Consider the following 15,810-nt stretch of genomic DNA (forward strand, 5'->3'; position numbering starts at 1 on the left):
TGATTCATGTTGTGGTATACCATTTTTGCGGTCAATTATTCGGCGCTTATACTTTGGTCTTTGGTGGCGCTTTTTTAAGCATATTTATATGAAAAACAAGCCTATTTTTGTTCCTTGATAGAGGGTTTAGGATTTGAAAGGCTAGTTTTGGTATGCCATTCTTGCGCCTCATTGAAAGAGCGCAAACGCCATGGAAGAAGCCAACCAAGTCAGCCATGCGGGGCTGGTCGATAAAGTAGCCACTTTTCTTCGTGAACATATCGTGATGGACCGCTTTCAGCCTGGGCAACGCCTGCCCGAGCGAAAGCTAGCCGAGGAGCTCGACGTGTCGCGCACGCCGCTGCGCGAGGCATTGAAGATTTTAGCCACCGAAGGGCTCGTCGTGCTTCTACCGCACAGAGGCGCGGTAGTTGCCGATGTTAGCCCCGAGGATATGAAAGAGAAGGCCTACGTGCTCAGCGTGCTGGAACAAGCCGCTGGCGAGCTAACGTGCCAGCGGGCAAGCGATGGTGATATCGCCGAGCTAAAAGCGCTGCATTATGAGATGAAAGCTGCCTTCATTCGGCTGGATCGCCAAGCGTACTTTCGCCTGAACCAAAGTATTCATAACCGCATCGTGGCGCTTTCTGGGAATGCGACGCTCGTTGATATGCACGCCAATCTGAGCCGGCAGCTTTATCGCGTGCGCTATCTCTCCAACGAAAAGACCGAGAAGTGGTCGCGGGCGATGGACGAGCACGAGGCCATCATGGCGGCGCTCGAAGCGCGCGATAGTGAACGCTTGGGCATCGAGTTACGTAAACATCTGGGCAAGACGTGGATGAAGTACGCCAGTACAGAGCAGGCATCTTCGACGCCAACGTTGTCGTCCTGAGCACCTGCCACCATACTTGAACGGCAAGCTAGGCTACACAAGCCGGTTCAAGACGACTGCTCAACGACGCAAGGATGGTGTCCATGATGTCTTTACGCTTCTTATCTCAAGGTACGCTTTCTGGGGCGGCGCTGTTGGCTACCTTGGCGCTCGCGGGCTGTGCGCACCCTTCCGCTTCGCAAGGGGATGCCAAGCATGCAGCTTTTCCGCACGCTGATTACCGCTGCGATGACGGCACGACGTTCTCGGTTGCGTTCGATCAGCGACAAGACCTAGCGCTAGTAACGCTGGACGGCAACGTGATCGGTTTGGAGAGCCAGCGCCCTGCTTCGGGCATGTGGTACGCCTCGACCGACTACGAATTCCGGGGCAAGGGCAATGAGGCCACCTGGACGGCAGGCAGCGCCGAGCCTACCCAGTGCCGTATCCGCTAACTGCGGTGTACTAATCACGGTGTGCTTATTAGGCAAAGCCGACGCAATAGGTCGATGCAATAGAATCGACTCAAGAGGAGGGCGAGCTCGGCTCCGGCCGGGTCGCCAGCCACAGCGCCACGCTTGCCAACAGCACGACGATGGCCCAGCGTAGCCAGCCTTCCCCCAAATGCCAAAGCAGCAGCATGGCGCTGGCGATGATGCTGCTCACCGCGACGTATTTGGCGCGCCGAGAAATGGCGCGCTCGGTCTCCCAGTTCTTGATCAATGGCCCTACGTAGCGCCGCGAGCGAATCCAAGCCTCGAAGCGCGGCGACCCCTTGGAGGCGCAGTAGATCGCCCCGAACATGAACTCGGTGGTCGGCAGCAACGGCACGAAGATACCGATGACCCCGATGCCGAAGCTCAACGCGGCCAGCCCCACCCAGAGGGCGCGGGCCAGCGGGCTGCGTGCAGGTGCACGTTTAGGCGGTGTTGACGGAGTCGCTGTCGGTGGGGAGGACGGAGGCGTTTCTTTCATGCGTCGTGGCTCTCTAAGCTGCGGGCAGGGTCGCCGTAAATCGTTCAGAAGTAGTTCGCCACCTGGGCGATGTCGCTGTCATCGAGTTGCCCCGCTTGCCAGCGCAGGCTCAGCCAGGCCACTAGGTAATCGTAGCGAGCCCGCGCTAGGTCGCGCAACGCCTCGAAGCGTTGGCTTTCGGCATCCAGCACGTCCAGGTGGGTGCGCTCGCCGCCTTCCAGGCTGCGTTGGGTCGCTTCCACACGCTGGGTGGCGGCCTCGACGGATTGCCGGTACGCCTCTTCACGCCGCTGTCTGCTGCGTACCAGCCGATACTGGCGCTCTACGTCGTTGAGAATTTCTGCCGTAGCGGCATCCAACTCGTGGCGCTGCTGTTCGAAGGTACTCTGCGCCTGGCGGCTGGCGGCTACGACCCGCCCGCCCGAATAGAGCGGCAGATTGACCTCGACGCCGATGCTGTCGGTGTCGTAGCGCTGGCCGATGGTGTTTTCGCTGCTGGAGTCGGAAATCTGGCTACGGGCATAAAGCTGTACCGTGGGCAGGTGGCCGGCGTACTGGGCATGAACCTGATGGCGCGAGGCATCCAGGGCGCTGCGCTGTGCCGCAAGCTCTGGGTTATGAGCCAGCGCCAAGGTTTGCCACTCGTCTAACGTGGTGTCACTCGCTTGCGCCTGTGCTGCAAGCATAGCCCAGGCCTCCGGGCGAAGCGGGGCCAGGGGCGTGGCAGGTCGCTGGCCAATGAGCAGATCGAGTGCGTTATGCGCATCCTGTAAGCGATCCTCGGCTTCGATCAGGCGCGCTTCGACCAGCCGCGTTTGGGCAGCAATTTCCAACTGATCGGTACGCGTGCCCTCGCCATAGGCGACGAACTGGGCGCTTTTTTCCGATTCCTCTTCCAATGCCCGCAGGTGCGCTTCGGCCAGGGCGATATCGTCCTCGGCATAAAGGGCATCGGTGTAGGCCTGAAGTACCCGCACGGCGAGCGCTTGGTAGGCGCGGGCAAGCGTTGCCTCGGCGGCCTCGGCGCGTGCCTTGCCTGCCTGATACTGGGCGAAGGCCGCCGCATCCAGCAGCGGCTGGGTTAGGGTCACCGCCGAGGTGTGGCTCGAGTAGCGCATGTCGTTGGTGGTCGTGCCCCGCGGGGTCGACTGCTCTACGTCAGAGTGATTGCGCGCGTAGGAGTAGCGGTAGCCAAGCGTAGGCAGCAGCCGTGAGCGCCCAAGGGCGCGCTCCTGCTGCCCGGCATCGCGGGCATTTTGTGCGGCAAGCAAAGTAGGATCGTATTGGCGGGCGTAGTCGTAAGCGGTCTGAAAATCCAGCGCCTGGGCAGCCAGGGGCAGGCAGAGCCAGCAGCCGATGCTGAGTTTTACTGCCGTGGAACGTAACAACCTCATGCGTCTCCCCATGCCGTGCGTGCGCGGTCGATCAGCGGCTTGAACAGATAGTTGAGCAGTGAACGCTCACCCGTACGGACGAATGCCTCCACCGGCATGCCTGCCTTTAGCGGCGCCGTGCCCAGCACTGCTAGATCGTCGTTGGCGACCTCGACCTCCAGGCGGTAGTAGGGTAGGCCGCTGGCTTGGTCGATCAAACGGTCGGCAGAGACCTGGGTAACCGTCCCTGGAATGCGTGGCGTGCTGCTGCGCTCGAAGGCGGTGAAGGCAAGCTCTACCGGCAGGCCCGGTGCTACGCGGTCGATCTGGTCGACAGGCAGTTGGCCCTCCACGCGCAGTGGCTCGTCTTGGGGAACGATTTCCATCAGTAGGCTGCCGGGCTGCGCCACGCCGCCTTCGGTGTGCAGGGCAAGCCCCACCACCCGGCCCGAGCGCGGGGCACGAATGATTGCGTGTGCCTGCTCGTAGGCGTTGTTGGCCATACGCCCGGCAGCTTCTTGGCCGCGCAGGCGGGCCTGAGCCAGCGCTTCGCCCACTTCGCGCTGGTACTCGTCCTGGAGCTGGGTCAGGCGCAGCGCTAGCTCGTCGATTTGGCGTTGGGTTTGCAATAGGGTGCCGTTAGCGCTGGCAATATCGCCCTGTAGTTGGGCATAGCTGCCTTCGAATTCCAGCATTCGGTTGCGCGGTATGTAGCCACCGGCGGCCAGCTCGCTTAGGTTGCGCCGCTGCTCGCTAAGCACGTCAAGGCGGGCGCGCTGCTGGCCGAGCGACGCCTCAAGGCCGGTGGCTTGGGCGCGCTGCCCGGCAAGGCTGGCCCTAAGACCCGCGAGTTCGGCGTCTAGGGCGCTGCGGCGGCTGGCAAAGAGCAAGCGCTGCTGGCTGACGAGCGTCTCGATATCGGCATCGCCCGAGGGCATGAGATCGGGCGGGAAGGTGATGCTCGCTTGCCCATCGCGCTCGGCTTCCAGGCGCGCCGTTTCCGCCAGCGCCGAGGCGTGCTGCAAGCGCAGCACCTCGGCCTCGTTTTGTAGCTGCGTGGTATCCAGGCTAACCAGCGGCTGCCCTTGATCCACGTGATCGCCATCGCGCACCCAAAGCCTTTCGACCGTACCCCCGGTAGGATGCTCGACCGCCTGGCGGTTTCCTGATACCACCACCGTGGCAGGCACGGCGATGCCATTATCCAGCGGTGCCCAGGCGGCCCAGATGACGAATGCTGCGAGCCCTGCGATGAGCAAAAGCCCACCCAAGCGCCACGGCTTGCGCGTGCGCCGCATGGCCATGGCCTGCCAATCTGGCAGGGTGGAAGGGCTGGCGTGAGGGGTAGGCGCTACCGCAGGCGTGTGATGTTCGCTGGTCATGCGCGTTGCTCCTCGTGTCCTGTATTGGCCTGTCCTTTATTCGTCCGTTCTGGGTGAGCCTGCCCATGATTCGCATGACCATTGATGGCGACGTTGCCGTAGGTATAGGCGCTTTGCCCATAGGCGTTGCCAAGCGGGGCTGCCGTGGGTGCTGCTGCCTGCCGGGCGGCGCTCATGGCGCTCAGTACCTCACTCGTGGGGCCGAACTTTTGCAGCCGACCGCTGCGCAGCGCCAACAGGTGCGTGGTGGCCTTTAGCACCTGCGGGCGATGGGTGATCAGCACGACCGTAACCCCGCGTTCGCGCAGCTGGGTCAGTGCGGCCAAAAGGGCTTTTTCGCCGCTGTCGTCGAGGTTGGCGTTGGGTTCGTCCAGCACGATGAAGGCGGGCGTGCCATATAGCGCTCGGGCCAGGCCGATGCGCTGGCGCTGGCCGCCGGAAAGCCCCAGGCCGCCTTCGCCCAGCAGCGTATCGTAGCCCTGGGGCAGGTTGAGAATCAGTTCGTGCACCCCGGCAATGCGTGCGGCCTCGACCACGCGCTCGGGTTCTGGCGCGGTAAAGCGGGCGATGTTCTCGGCCACACTCCCCGCGAATAGCTCTACGTCCTGAGGTAGATAGCCAATGTGCGGGCCTAGTTGCGCTTTGTCCCAGTGTTGGATATCGGCGCCATCCAACCGCACGGCGCCTACCCGTGGCTTCCATACGCCTACCAACAGCTTGGCTAGGGTCGATTTGCCCGACCCCGAAGGGCCGATCACGCCCATCAAACTACCGGGCTCGAGGGCGAAACCTACCTGCACCAGCGTTGGCGCAGTGGCACCCGGCGGCATGGCGCTTAGCGGTTCGACATCGACACGCCCCTTGGGTGCGGGTAGCGTCATGCCCGGTTCACGGGCGGGGTAGGCCGCCAGCAACGCCTGCAAGCGCTGGTAGGCCAGCCGCGTCGAGCTCCACTGCCGCCAGGCATTGATCACTTGGTCGATGGGGCTCAACGCGCGGCCCATTAGAATGGAACCCGCGATCATCGTGCCTGGGCTTATCTCGCCGCCAATTGCCAGCCACGCACCCAGCCCCAACACCAACGACTGCAACGCGATGCGCAAGCTCTTGGAGATGGCGGTGATCAGCGCAGTGCGCTCGCTGGCGATGCCTTGAAGCGTCACGAACCCCGCGTGCAGATGCCCCCAGCGCGCTGCAAAAGCACTCAGCATGCCCATCGACTCGATGCTATCGGCGTGACGAAGCTGCGCTTCTGCCGTGGCATTGGCCTGTACCGAAAGCGCCCCCGCCTCGCGCAAAGGCGCGCGTGATACCCGTTCGTTGAGCCACGCCAGCCCCACTAGCAGCAGCGCCCCCACCAGCGCCAAACAGCCAATCCAGGGGTGAAACATGAACATCACCAGCAAATAGAGCGGGAACCAGGGCGCATCGAAGAAGGCGAACACGGCATTACCGGTGATGAACTGACGCAGCGAGTCGAGATCGCGCGTAGCTTGCCCTGCCTGCGCGGCTTGCCCACTCAAGCCGCGCTCGAAGGCCGCCGTATAGGCACGTTGGCCCAGCTGCTGGTCGAAGCGCTCGCCAATGTGGATGACCGCCAAGCTGCGCACGTACTCCAAAGCACCCATGAGCGCCAGCAGCCCCAGGGCCATGAGCGTCAGCATCATCAGAGTGGTGGTATTGCCCGAAGCCAACACGCGGTCGTACACCTGCAACATATATAGGGGTGGCACCAACATCAGCAGGTTGATGATGGCGCTGAACAACCCCACGCAGCGTAACGCGCCGCGATAGCGCCCCAACGCTTGGGTGAGTTCATTGCCGGTGGAGCGGCGGGAAGTGGCGGGCATGGCGGCGTGTCCTGAAAATCACATGACAAAAAGACGAACGCGCTTGGGCTCTAAACCCAAGCCATTCGGCTCGAATTCGTTCTCTCATTGATGGTTTCGTCACGTCCTGCTTGACATTACGCCGCAACTGGCGAGAATGCGCAGGCACCGCGCCAGGGCCTAAGCCTGAGGCGCGGTGTTCGAACACTCAGCAAGGGATCCTTCCCTTGCTTTTTTTATTGGTTTTTTACAGCGATAGCGTGGCTCACGCCGCCAGGGCGAAGTCGAAGTCGCTGGCAGCAACACCGGTAACGGATGCCGGAATGGCATCGCCGAGGATGCCTGCGTCTTCAAGCACTGCCAGCAAGCCGCCACTGGTGCCAGTGCCAGCACTATCGTCGGCACCGTTCACCGAACCGTTCATCAGGCCCCAAATGATGTCGTGCACTTCGTTACCACGGCCATCATGGCTGGAAACGATGGGATCATCGAAGGTGAAGGTGATGAAGTCGTTGATCACTTCCCCATTATTAAGGCCCGCACCCAACGTAAGCCCCGTCAAGGTGCCCGTCAGTGCATGGTCAGCGAAGTTATAGGAAAGGCTGCCAGTGGCGGAGAAAGCGAAGTCGCCATCATTGTTAGCCATAGCGTAAGTATCGCCCGCCAAGCCTGAGCTAACTCCGTTGGTGAAGAATCCTCCAGTATTGATACCACCTGGGTTATCGTTGCTATGCTCCCCACCGGCTCCCTCCTTTTGAAACTCTGTTAACAGGAGTTCTAGCGTGCCGGTTGAAAACGTATCAGGGAAATAGGCTTCATCATAAGTATAGCTAATGGACATTTTCAGTCTCCTTGATTTATCAATGTTGGCTTTGAGGCCGTGATTGGCAGATAACGTGAGTTATCTGCCCTGCATGCCCACTGGATGGGCATGTTCGTTAGCAGCGCAGTCGTGCGCTGCGATTAAATTAAAAACGCAGTTCTGCCCCGGCCATTAGGGTGCGGCCCGCACCGTAACTCTTGGAGAAAATATCCGAGTAGCCGGTCACGTAGTTGCGATCACGCACGTTAAGCATGGTGGCGCGTAGAAGCAGGTTAGGGCTGACTTGGTAGCTGGCGTAGAGGTCCCATGTGGCGTAAGTGGGCCAGAGGTCGAAATCGAAATCTTTTGGGCCGCCGCCTGCGCTGTAATTGAGGCGTGTGCCTACATCCAGGCGCTGATCTAACCAGCGGGTACCGAAGGTGAGGCTGCCGCGATCCATGGGCAATTGCCGGGCGCTGTTCATACCGATGACATCGATGCCGCAATAGGTCAGATCATCTCTCATGGCTTCATAAGAGTCGTAGCCAGCCTCGATGGCTTCGTAGTGGGCGTCAGAGTAGTTTCCGTTCTCATCCGGTATATCTTCGCGGATATTACCGCTGCCCAAAGGATAGATCTTCTGGCAGAACTGATTATCGCTACCCAGTACATGTGTGTAGTTAGCTTGGGCATACCAATTTTCAGCGTCGTAATCGATCTCCAGCTCTAAACCACGGAAGTTCATCGGTAGCAGGTTGGGCACGAACATGGTGTGGCCCAGCCCTCCTTGCTGCCCTGGCATCACGTTAACCATAGAGGTGATCAGGTAGTTATCCACGCGGGTGTCATAGTAGGAAAGCTTGCTGAAAAAGCGGTCTCCATCGCGAAAGAGGTCTTGGGCAGTAAAGTTGGCACCTACGTCCCAACTGCGCGAGGTTTCCGGTTGTGCGTGGGGATTAGGGAATAACACTGCAAAAGGGTCACCTGGGTGGCTGCCCTGCATCAAGGTTTCGGTAAGTGCCGGTGGCCGCCAGCCACGGCCCCAATTAGCAAATAGTTCGACGTTCCCATTGGGGCGGTAGGCCGCGGATAACGTTGGCAGCAGCTTATCCATGCTGTTATCGACATCGTAATCTTGCATCACGGTATCCGATAACCAAGTAGGTTCGTAACGCCAGCTTGTCTCATAGTCGATCATTGATGTTGGATCGTTGACGTAACCTTCCCAAGTCGGAATATCATCGCAAGCTGTCTGTCTTTTTTGCTCTGGAATGATAGTACTGACGCAGTTGGATCTCCGAGTCCTCAGACCGCTTTCAGCTCTTCTTAACGCTCTTTCGTAGCGGTTATGGTATGTCCACTCTACTCCAGGCAACTGTGTTGACCCCTTAAGCTTGTAGTAGTCGTAACGAAGTCCGGCTGCCAGGGTGAAGGTCTCATCTTCCCACTGTAAGTTACCAAAGGCGCTGGCAATACTGCGTTCACCGTTGGGCTGCATGGTGTTTTGGCTACCGCCAAACTGTCGCCCGCCGCGCTCTTGTGTCGTCGTCGATTTACCCTTGTCGATGAAGTACTCGATACCATGGTTGGACGAAAATCCGTCGATTCCGCCTAGTGAAAAGCGCGCGGTATTTTCCAGCGTAAAGCCGTAGGTATCGATTTCAGTGCGGTTATTGTTATCGAGACCTGCTCGGCAAGCGTTGTAGTAACTATCCTGCACTGGATTGGTTTCGCAGACGCCAATCATCCATGCCAGATCAGTCATGTTGGTGCCGCCTTGAATCACCGGCCTGCCCGCTTCGATATAGCGGTTCCCCTCGGTAGAAACGAAATAGGCATTCGCTTCGAGGTTGATCAAAGGCGATTCAGGGTTGAGGTTATAGCGCAGGCTGACCGAATCGGAGGTGGTATTGGCATCGCCAAAGCGGCGCCAGGCATTATCGCCGTCGACTACCTCTCCGGCTCGTAAGACCTGCCGATCAGAGACGTTGTTATAAGAGAGCTCGGTGCCTAAGTAGGAAAACGTTAGCGACTGATCGTCATCGATATGAAAACGCGCTTTGAACAGGTTCGAGTCCTGCTCGTTGTCGGTAAACCGCACGCGCTCTACATCTTGCTGAATTTCTTGGTGAAATTGATCCTGCACGCCGACCGTCAGGAAATCGTAATTAGGGCGCCGACGGCCAGGGGCATATTCGCCGAAGTTGCGGTTGCTGCGGGCCGCCAGGAGTTCCAAACGGTCGCCAAAACGTCCCGCCACGGCGGCGCTGCCGATGAAGTTGACCCCATTGCTACGGCCACCGACGCCGGTCATGCCGCGTAGGCGTACACCGATATCGTTGCCGGGCAGTAGCACGTCGTCCACATCGATGGTGCGAAAGTTAGCGCTACCGGCAATGGCCCCGGCGCCATGAACGCCGGTACTGGCCCCTTTCTCGATGACGACATCCGACAATAACTCAGAGTCGACATACATGGTGCCATTGCGCTGTTGGTGACCGTTTTCGTTGAAGTTCTGGCGCATGCCATCGATCATCATGTTGACGCGGCCAAAGTCCTGCATGCCACGAATATTGACCGAAAGCCCCGGGTCTTGGGCATTGATGGCGCTGTAGACGCCTGGCGTATCTTGCAACATATCCGCCGCGTGGCGCGGTGGCGTACGATCAATCTGCTCCCGACTAATCACACTCACCGAGCGCGGCTCGTAGTAGACCCAGTCGTCGTTTAGGCGGTCGGCTTCGACGGTAACGGTGCTGAGGGCTGCTTCGCCGCCAGCGGCGGAAACGGCGCTGGGGGAGAGGAGCTCTATCGAGCGGGGGTTGCGGTAAACGGCGGTGAGAGAAGAGTCGGCTAGAAGCGTTTGAAGGGCTTCTGCGGCGGTCATGTCGCCTTGCAGCGCCGGGGCCATGCCCTCGATGGGTTGGCCATCTTCGCGAACCACGGAGATTTGGGTGAGCGCGGTAAACTGGCCCAATGAGTAGAGCAAGTGCTGTTCAGGGAAATCGAAGCTATAGCGCTGTTGTACGCCTTGCGAGGCAGGCGCACCAGCGGCCGCAGTGCTTTGTGCCTGCGCAGAGGCAGTCAACAAGCCAACCATGACGGCGAGCGTGGTGCGCCTGAGTAACGTTCGCGGCGGCGACAGTAGTGCCTGGGCCAGCGGGCGGCGTTGAAAACCCTGATTCATGAATGCCAAGCTCCCTTGCTAAGTAATGATTATCATTCATTACTAATAACGATTGAAAGCCTGACCTTCCTCATAGGTTTTTCTGGTTATTTACAAATTATTTTTCAACCAGTTGAATTTAAAGAGATTAATTTTCTATTTTTTGTGCGAAAAAAGTCGGAAACACAGGGTGAGCAGGCCTGTTGGCCTGCCTTGAGGCTTAGGTGAGAAGTGAATGTTGGCTTCAGGACTCTGCCTCTACCGCCGTGGGCTCCGGCCGGGTTGCCAACCATAGCGCTACGCTTGCCAGCAGCACGACGATGGCCCAGCGTAGCCAGCCTTCTCCCAAATGCCAAAGCAGCAGCATGGCGCTGGCGATGATGCTGCTTACCGCGACGTATTTGGCGCGCCGAGAAATAGCACGCTCGGTCTCCCAGTTCTTGATCAACGGCCCTACGTAGCGCCGCGAACGAATCCAAGCCTCGAAGCGCGGCGACCCTTTGGAGGCGCAGTAGACCGCCCCGAGCATGAACTCGGTGGTCGGCAGCAGCGGCACGAAAATACCGATGACCCCGATGCCAAAGCTCAGCGCGGCAAGCGCCACCCAAAGGGCGCGTACCAGCGGGCGGCGCGCGGGGGCACGCTTGCGTGTTCCCGGCGAGGAAGGCGAGATGGGCGTGTCATTCATACGGCGTGGTTCTCTAGGCAGTGATACAACGTCCACCCTCAAAGTGGTGCGAAGATGGCCGTTAGGTCTTTAACGTATTGAAAAGCATCCCTAGCACCATGCAGGGCCTCGGTCGCTTGCTTTGCGGAGAGTGGCAGCGCATCGAGCTGGGCGGTAAAGCGGCGCCAATGTAGCCCACGGCCGGAATCGCTGGGAGCGAGGTGGCGCGCACCAAAGTTGACCGACAGGCCAAGCTGGTCGGCATACTTCAGCAAGAAGGCGGCACCCAGGTTCGAGCCCTCGCTAACATAAAGCCAGCCCACGGCGGCCGCGTGGGAGGGAATGGGCGGAGGCGCCAGTGGCGATGGCTTCAAGGTGGCGTCATCGAGATTTAGGTCCTGGCAGTCCTGTACTACGGCCGCGTAACGGCAGCGTTCGGAGAGCCTTTCCAGCCAGTCATTGAGTGAGGGTTGGTGATACAGCGCGGTGGTCTGCTGCTGAAACCAATACTGCACCTGAAGAAACCGCCGATAACCTTCCAGGCTGGCAAAAGGCGACAGCGCCATGATCGCCTCATCGACCCGCTGGTGGGCATTATGGGTATCCAGCTTCAAGCGCTTGCTCAGCGGCAAGGTACCGTTTCCACGCGGCGGGTTTGGAAGTGTTTGCATGTAGGGACTCGCTATGGGTAAGAACGGAGGAGCACATCAAGCGCCCTTCATGCGCGTGTATGAAGGGCGTGTTTGTGGTGGGGTTAGAACTGCAGCTCTATCCCTGCCATTGCCGTACGTCCAGGGCCATAGGTGCGTGAGAAAATATCCGAATAACCTTGAACGTAATTCCGGTCGCGTAAGTTTTCGATAGAAGCACGCATAAGTAGATGGTCGTTGAAGCGGTAACTGGCGTAGAGATCCCAGGTGACATAGCTGGGCCAAATGGCATACGTGAAATCTTCAGGTTTACCTTCGGCGCTATAATTGAGGCGTGTTCCCATATCCAGCCTCTCATTGAACAAGCGTGTCCCTATTACCCAGCTTCCTCTATCCATCGGTACATTGCGGGCGCTGTTCATACCGTAGCCAGTGGCTTGTCCACCAGTTGCGCAGACCAACTGTTGATCAAGGAAGCTTTCGTAGGAGTCATAGCCGTTTTCGATGGCCCATTGATGCTCTTCGGTATAATTGCCTTGCTCGTCGGCCATATCAAACTGGGGCTGATGACTACCCAGTGGCCACCTTTCTTGGCAGAAACTTTGGTCACCGCCAAGTACATGGGTGTAGTTGAGGCGCGTATACCAATTGCGGGCGTCGTAATCCAGCTCAAGTTCAATACCGCGAAAGTTCATGGGAAGACGGTTATTTATGAACATGGTGTTGCCCAACCCTGCGCCAGCAACCACGCCAGGCATTGCATTGGCCATGCTGGTAATAAGGTAGTTATCGGCGCGGGTATCGTAGTAGGTCACTTTACTGAATAGACGGTCATCGTCTTTCAGTAATCCCTGAAACACGGTATTAAAGCCCACTTCCCAGCTACGAGAGGTTTCAGGATCTGCATAGGGATTTGGGAACATAATGGCGAAGGGGTCGCCGGGGTGGCTGCCCTCCATTAACGATTCAGTCAGCGCTGGTGGGCGCCATGATTCGCCCCAACTGGTGAACAGCTCCAACCAATCCGATGGACGATAGGCTGCCTGCAGCGTCGGCAGCAGTTTATCCTCACGATTATTGACCTCATACTCGTACATCCCATGCTCCGCAACATAACCAGGAGCGTATAGGCCACGGTTAAAGATTGTGTCGTAGGTGCCAGCATCACGCATTCGCTGCTTGGCTTCCTCGTCAAACTTTTGATCAAACCTCTCCTGACGAGTTAGGTAGTTCCATTGCACGCCGGGTACACGGGTATCGCCTTGAAGGCGGTAATAGTCGTAGCGTAGGCCTCCACCGAGTGTCCAAGTATCGTTTTCCCACACTAAATTACCGAAGGCACTGGCAATGCTGCGTTTTCCATTAGGCTGAAGCGTATTGTCGGATACCGTGATGGAACTGCCACGTCTATCATAGGCAGTACTGGACTCCCCGCGATCTTGAAAATACTCAATACCATGGTTAAAACGAAAACCATCAACCCCACCAAGGGAAAAGCGAGCGGTATTCTCAAGTGCTAACCCGTAAGTATCGATACTGGTTACGACATTAGATCCCAGACCCGCTTCACACTCCTCGCGCCAACTGTCGGGAAAAGGTGTCGATGAACAAAGACCAATGCTCCAGGCCGTTTCGGTCATGTTGAGGTCGCCCACCATGACGGGGCGACCCTCTTGGGTATAACGCTCGTTATCGGTAGAAACTCGATAGACTCTCGCGTTTAGGTCAACCAAGTCTGATTCAGGATTAAAGGCATACTCGAGCCCGATGGACTGTGACGTCGCCTGAGCATCACCGCGTTTCTGCCATGCCTCTTCGCCATCGAGCGCGCTGCCATCAGCGGGATTAGTAATCCGGCGATCAGAAACATTGTTGTAGGAAATTTCGGTATCCAGGTAGGTAAACTGCAGCGACTGATCTGGTGTCAGGTTCCATCGTGCTTTGAAAAGGTTTGAGTCCTGAGTCTGGTCACTGAATTTAACGCGATCTACCACCTGCTCTCCATCACGGCGAAAGTCATTGCCATCCTGTACACCGCTAAGAAGCCAGTCGAAGCTTTCCTTCCTGCTTCCCGGCGAATATTCCCCCAAGCTGCGCTGACTTCGGGCGCCCAGCAACCCCAGGCGGTCATCGGCGAAACGCCCTGCAACCGCGACACTGCCGATAAAGTTGACCCCGTTACCTTCGCCGCCTAGCCCTGTATTGGCTCGGATACGGGCACCAACATCATTGTCATCCATAATGATGTCGTCATAGTTCAAAGTACGAAAGTTGGCGCTACCGGCAATGGCTCCTGCTCCGTATACGTTGGACGAAGGGCCTTTCGAAATTACGACTTCACTAAGCAGTTCCGAATCGACATACATGTTGCCGTTACGTTGCTGGTGAGCATTCTCGTTGAAGTTCTGGCGCATACCGTCAATCATCATATTGACGCGGCCAAAATCCTGCATACCACGGATATTGACCGATAGCGCGGGATCTTGAGTATTCACCGCGCTGTAGACACCTGGTGTCTCGATCAGCATGTCGGCGGCATGTCGAGGCGGTAAGCGATCAATCTGCTCCCGGCTAATCACACTCACCGAGCGCGGCTCGTAGTAGACCCAGTCGTCGTTTAGGCGGTCGGCTTGTACGGTAACGGTGCTTAAGGCGGTGTCGCTTGCAACCGTTGCGGAGGTGGCGGCGTGTGAGCCGCTGCCTTGCTGTAGCGTGTAGCCGCCCTGAATGGGCACGATGTAGAGATCGTTGCCTTCCAGCAGACGCGTTAGAGCGTCTTCTTCGGTGTAGTACCCCGACAGCCCTGGCGATGCGCGGTTAGCCGTGTAATCGGCCGGGTAGCTCAGCGTAACGCCCGCTGTGGTAGCGAACTGGCTTAGGGCTTGGTCGAGCGCGCCGGGCGCAATGTCGTAGGCGGTGAAGGGAATCTCTTCGCGCGTGGCGTTGGGCGCTCCCTGCGCAAGGGCAGGAAGAGGGCCTAGCAGCAGGCTGCAAAGTGCCAACCTTATGGCCTGGGTAAGCCGCTTGGGGCGTAAGGGGGTTGGGGGTGTCATGGACGCTACCTTGAATGCGAAAGGGCGACATCTTGTGTGTCGGCTCACATAACAAGACGAATGAAAATGAAAATCAGACACCCCTGAGATGAATTTTTTATCCCGCGTTGTTATCGCGCGCTTACGCGGGCTGGAGGCGTACCCAGTAGCGCGTGAGGTAACGCACCTCTATGGGCAGTGATGCGGCCAAGGCATCGAAGGCCTGTGCGGTATCGTCAATCTTCAGCGCGCCCGAGACGCGTAGCTGGGCAATGGCCGGGTCGCAGGAGACGTAGCCACGCCGATAGCGCGCCAGCTCGTTGGCAACGCGCTCCAGAGGCCAATCGACGATGCTCAGCATGCCGTTGAGCCAGGCATCTTCTCCTAGCGGCAGCGGAGAGGGGGCGGCGGTAATACGGGTGCTATCGAAAGTGGCGGTATGCCCGGCAGGAAGGTGCAATGCCGCGCTACTCTGCTGGCGAGGCGTAAGCGCCACGGCATGGCGATAAACCCCAACGCGGCACTGCTTGGCCTCATGGCGCACGCTAAAACGAGTGCCCAGTGCTTCGATGCGCCCTTCCGGGGTATCGACGTAGAAGGGCCGCGAAAGCGCGTCCGAGGCGGTCTCTACCAATAACTCGCCAGCGTGCAGTTGAAGCTTGCGTTCGGTTGGGGAGAAGTGCACATCGACGGTGGTGCGCGTGTTGAGGTGCAGCTGGCTACCATCATCCAGCGTGAGTGCTCGGCGTTCGCCGGGAGCCGTACGCAGGTCGGCCAATAAGCCGTGCTCTTTTACCTGAACGCTTGCGGCCCAGCCTCCGCCTCCCAGCAGGGCCAGTGCGCCCAGGCTGCGCAAGAACGCCCGGCGCTGGGTATGTACGCCGTTCAGCGCATATAGGGCGGTTTGGTTAGGTAGGTTACCCAGGCGCTGCTGTAGGCGCTCGACCCGGGCCCAGGCCTGGCGGTGCAGCGGGCTCTCTGCCAGCCAGTGGCGCCAAGCCTGCTGGGTTTGCGTATCGTCCGGTTCGGCGTTGAGACGTACATGCCAGGCCACGGCGGTTTCGAGGATGTCGCGGTTCAT

12 protein-coding genes are annotated in these 15,810 nt (G+C 58.7%); 2 read left to right on the forward strand and 10 right to left on the reverse strand.

The features are described from left to right. The first annotated feature begins 190 nt into the window (after window positions 1–190). The gene (locus LLY24_RS02375; protein ID WP_259034658.1) at window positions 191–874 is read left to right on the forward strand and encodes a GntR family transcriptional regulator; all 684 of its coding nucleotides are present in this window, start codon (window positions 191–193) and stop codon (window positions 872–874) included. An 83-nt stretch (window positions 875–957) separates the two neighbouring features. Then, entirely contained in the window at window positions 958–1,308 is a 351-nt protein-coding gene (locus tag LLY24_RS02380) for an MliC family protein (protein ID WP_259034659.1), read from the forward strand. Between the two features lie 70 nt (window positions 1,309–1,378). Here LLY24_RS02380 and LLY24_RS02385 read toward each other — a convergent pair whose 3' ends face one another. The 10 genes from LLY24_RS02385 to LLY24_RS02430 form a co-directional block, all read right to left on the reverse strand. Next, entirely contained in the window at window positions 1,379–1,828 is a 450-nt protein-coding gene (locus tag LLY24_RS02385; RefSeq protein WP_259034660.1) for a YbaN family protein, read from the reverse strand. Window positions 1,829–1,872: 44 nt separating this feature from the next. Further along, a complete protein-coding gene (locus LLY24_RS02390; protein ID WP_259034661.1) occupies window positions 1,873–3,222 on the reverse strand; it encodes a TolC family outer membrane protein in 1,350 nt (449 codons plus the stop codon). Then, a complete protein-coding gene (locus LLY24_RS02395; protein WP_259034662.1) occupies window positions 3,219–4,583 on the reverse strand; it encodes an HlyD family type I secretion periplasmic adaptor subunit in 1,365 nt (454 codons plus the stop codon). Before LLY24_RS02395 ends, LLY24_RS02390 begins: the two co-directional genes overlap by 4 nt. Next, window positions 4,580–6,433 carry a type I secretion system permease/ATPase gene (locus tag LLY24_RS02400; RefSeq protein ID WP_282563375.1) on the reverse strand — a complete coding sequence of 618 codons (1,854 nt, stop codon included), beginning with the start codon at window positions 6,431–6,433 and terminating at the stop codon, window positions 4,580–4,582. The genes LLY24_RS02395 and LLY24_RS02400 overlap by 4 nt, the downstream gene beginning before the upstream one ends. Window positions 6,434–6,677: 244 nt before the next feature. Next, window positions 6,678–7,253, reverse strand: coding sequence for a hypothetical protein (locus tag LLY24_RS02405; protein ID WP_259034663.1), 576 nt, complete (start codon window positions 7,251–7,253; stop codon window positions 6,678–6,680). 127 nt (window positions 7,254–7,380) lie between these two features. After that, window positions 7,381–10,401: a TonB-dependent receptor gene (locus tag LLY24_RS02410; protein WP_259034664.1), complete on the reverse strand. Its 3,021-nt coding sequence runs from the start codon at window positions 10,399–10,401 to the stop codon at window positions 7,381–7,383. 223 nt (window positions 10,402–10,624) lie between these two features. Continuing rightward, on the reverse strand, window positions 10,625–11,068 hold the full coding sequence (locus LLY24_RS02415) for a YbaN family protein (RefSeq protein ID WP_259034665.1): 444 nt from the start codon (window positions 11,066–11,068) through the stop codon (window positions 10,625–10,627). A gap of 38 nt (window positions 11,069–11,106) precedes the next feature. Continuing rightward, a complete protein-coding gene (locus tag LLY24_RS02420) occupies window positions 11,107–11,718 on the reverse strand; it encodes a biliverdin-producing heme oxygenase (RefSeq protein ID WP_259034666.1) in 612 nt (203 codons plus the stop codon). A gap of 83 nt (window positions 11,719–11,801) precedes the next feature. Further along, window positions 11,802–14,750, reverse strand: a complete 2,949-nt coding sequence (locus LLY24_RS02425) for a TonB-dependent receptor (protein ID WP_259034667.1) — start codon at window positions 14,748–14,750, stop codon at window positions 11,802–11,804. Window positions 14,751–14,871: 121 nt separating this feature from the next. After that, window positions 14,872–15,810 carry a FecR domain-containing protein gene (locus LLY24_RS02430; protein WP_259034668.1) on the reverse strand — a complete coding sequence of 313 codons (939 nt, stop codon included), beginning with the start codon at window positions 15,808–15,810 and terminating at the stop codon, window positions 14,872–14,874.

Origin of the sequence: Halomonas dongshanensis, from assembly GCF_024790395.1 — a bacterium.
Classification (GTDB): domain Bacteria; phylum Pseudomonadota; class Gammaproteobacteria; order Pseudomonadales; family Halomonadaceae; genus Vreelandella; species Vreelandella dongshanensis.

What these genes read in the sequence shown, in the direction of transcription:
- LLY24_RS02375 (WP_259034658.1), top strand. Translation starts at nt 191, where the DNA reads ATGGAAGAAGCCAACCAAGTCAGCCATGCGGGGCTGGTCGATAAAGTA.
- LLY24_RS02380 (WP_259034659.1), top strand. Translation starts at nt 958, where the DNA reads ATGATGTCTTTACGCTTCTTATCTCAAGGTACGCTTTCTGGGGCGGCG.
- LLY24_RS02385 (WP_259034660.1), bottom strand. Translation starts at nt 1,828, where the DNA reads ATGAAAGAAACGCCTCCGTCCTCCCCACCGACAGCGACTCCGTCAACA.
- LLY24_RS02390 (WP_259034661.1), bottom strand. Translation starts at nt 3,222, where the DNA reads ATGAGGTTGTTACGTTCCACGGCAGTAAAACTCAGCATCGGCTGCTGG.
- LLY24_RS02395 (WP_259034662.1), bottom strand. Translation starts at nt 4,583, where the DNA reads ATGACCAGCGAACATCACACGCCTGCGGTAGCGCCTACCCCTCACGCC.
- LLY24_RS02400 (WP_282563375.1), bottom strand. Translation starts at nt 6,433, where the DNA reads ATGCCCGCCACTTCCCGCCGCTCCACCGGCAATGAACTCACCCAAGCG.
- LLY24_RS02405 (WP_259034663.1), bottom strand. Translation starts at nt 7,253, where the DNA reads ATGTCCATTAGCTATACTTATGATGAAGCCTATTTCCCTGATACGTTT.
- LLY24_RS02410 (WP_259034664.1), bottom strand. Translation starts at nt 10,401, where the DNA reads ATGAATCAGGGTTTTCAACGCCGCCCGCTGGCCCAGGCACTACTGTCG.
- LLY24_RS02415 (WP_259034665.1), bottom strand. Translation starts at nt 11,068, where the DNA reads ATGAATGACACGCCCATCTCGCCTTCCTCGCCGGGAACACGCAAGCGT.
- LLY24_RS02420 (WP_259034666.1), bottom strand. Translation starts at nt 11,718, where the DNA reads ATGCAAACACTTCCAAACCCGCCGCGTGGAAACGGTACCTTGCCGCTG.
- LLY24_RS02425 (WP_259034667.1), bottom strand. Translation starts at nt 14,750, where the DNA reads ATGACACCCCCAACCCCCTTACGCCCCAAGCGGCTTACCCAGGCCATA.
- LLY24_RS02430 (WP_259034668.1), bottom strand. Translation starts at nt 15,810, where the DNA reads ATGAACCGCGACATCCTCGAAACCGCCGTGGCCTGGCATGTACGTCTC.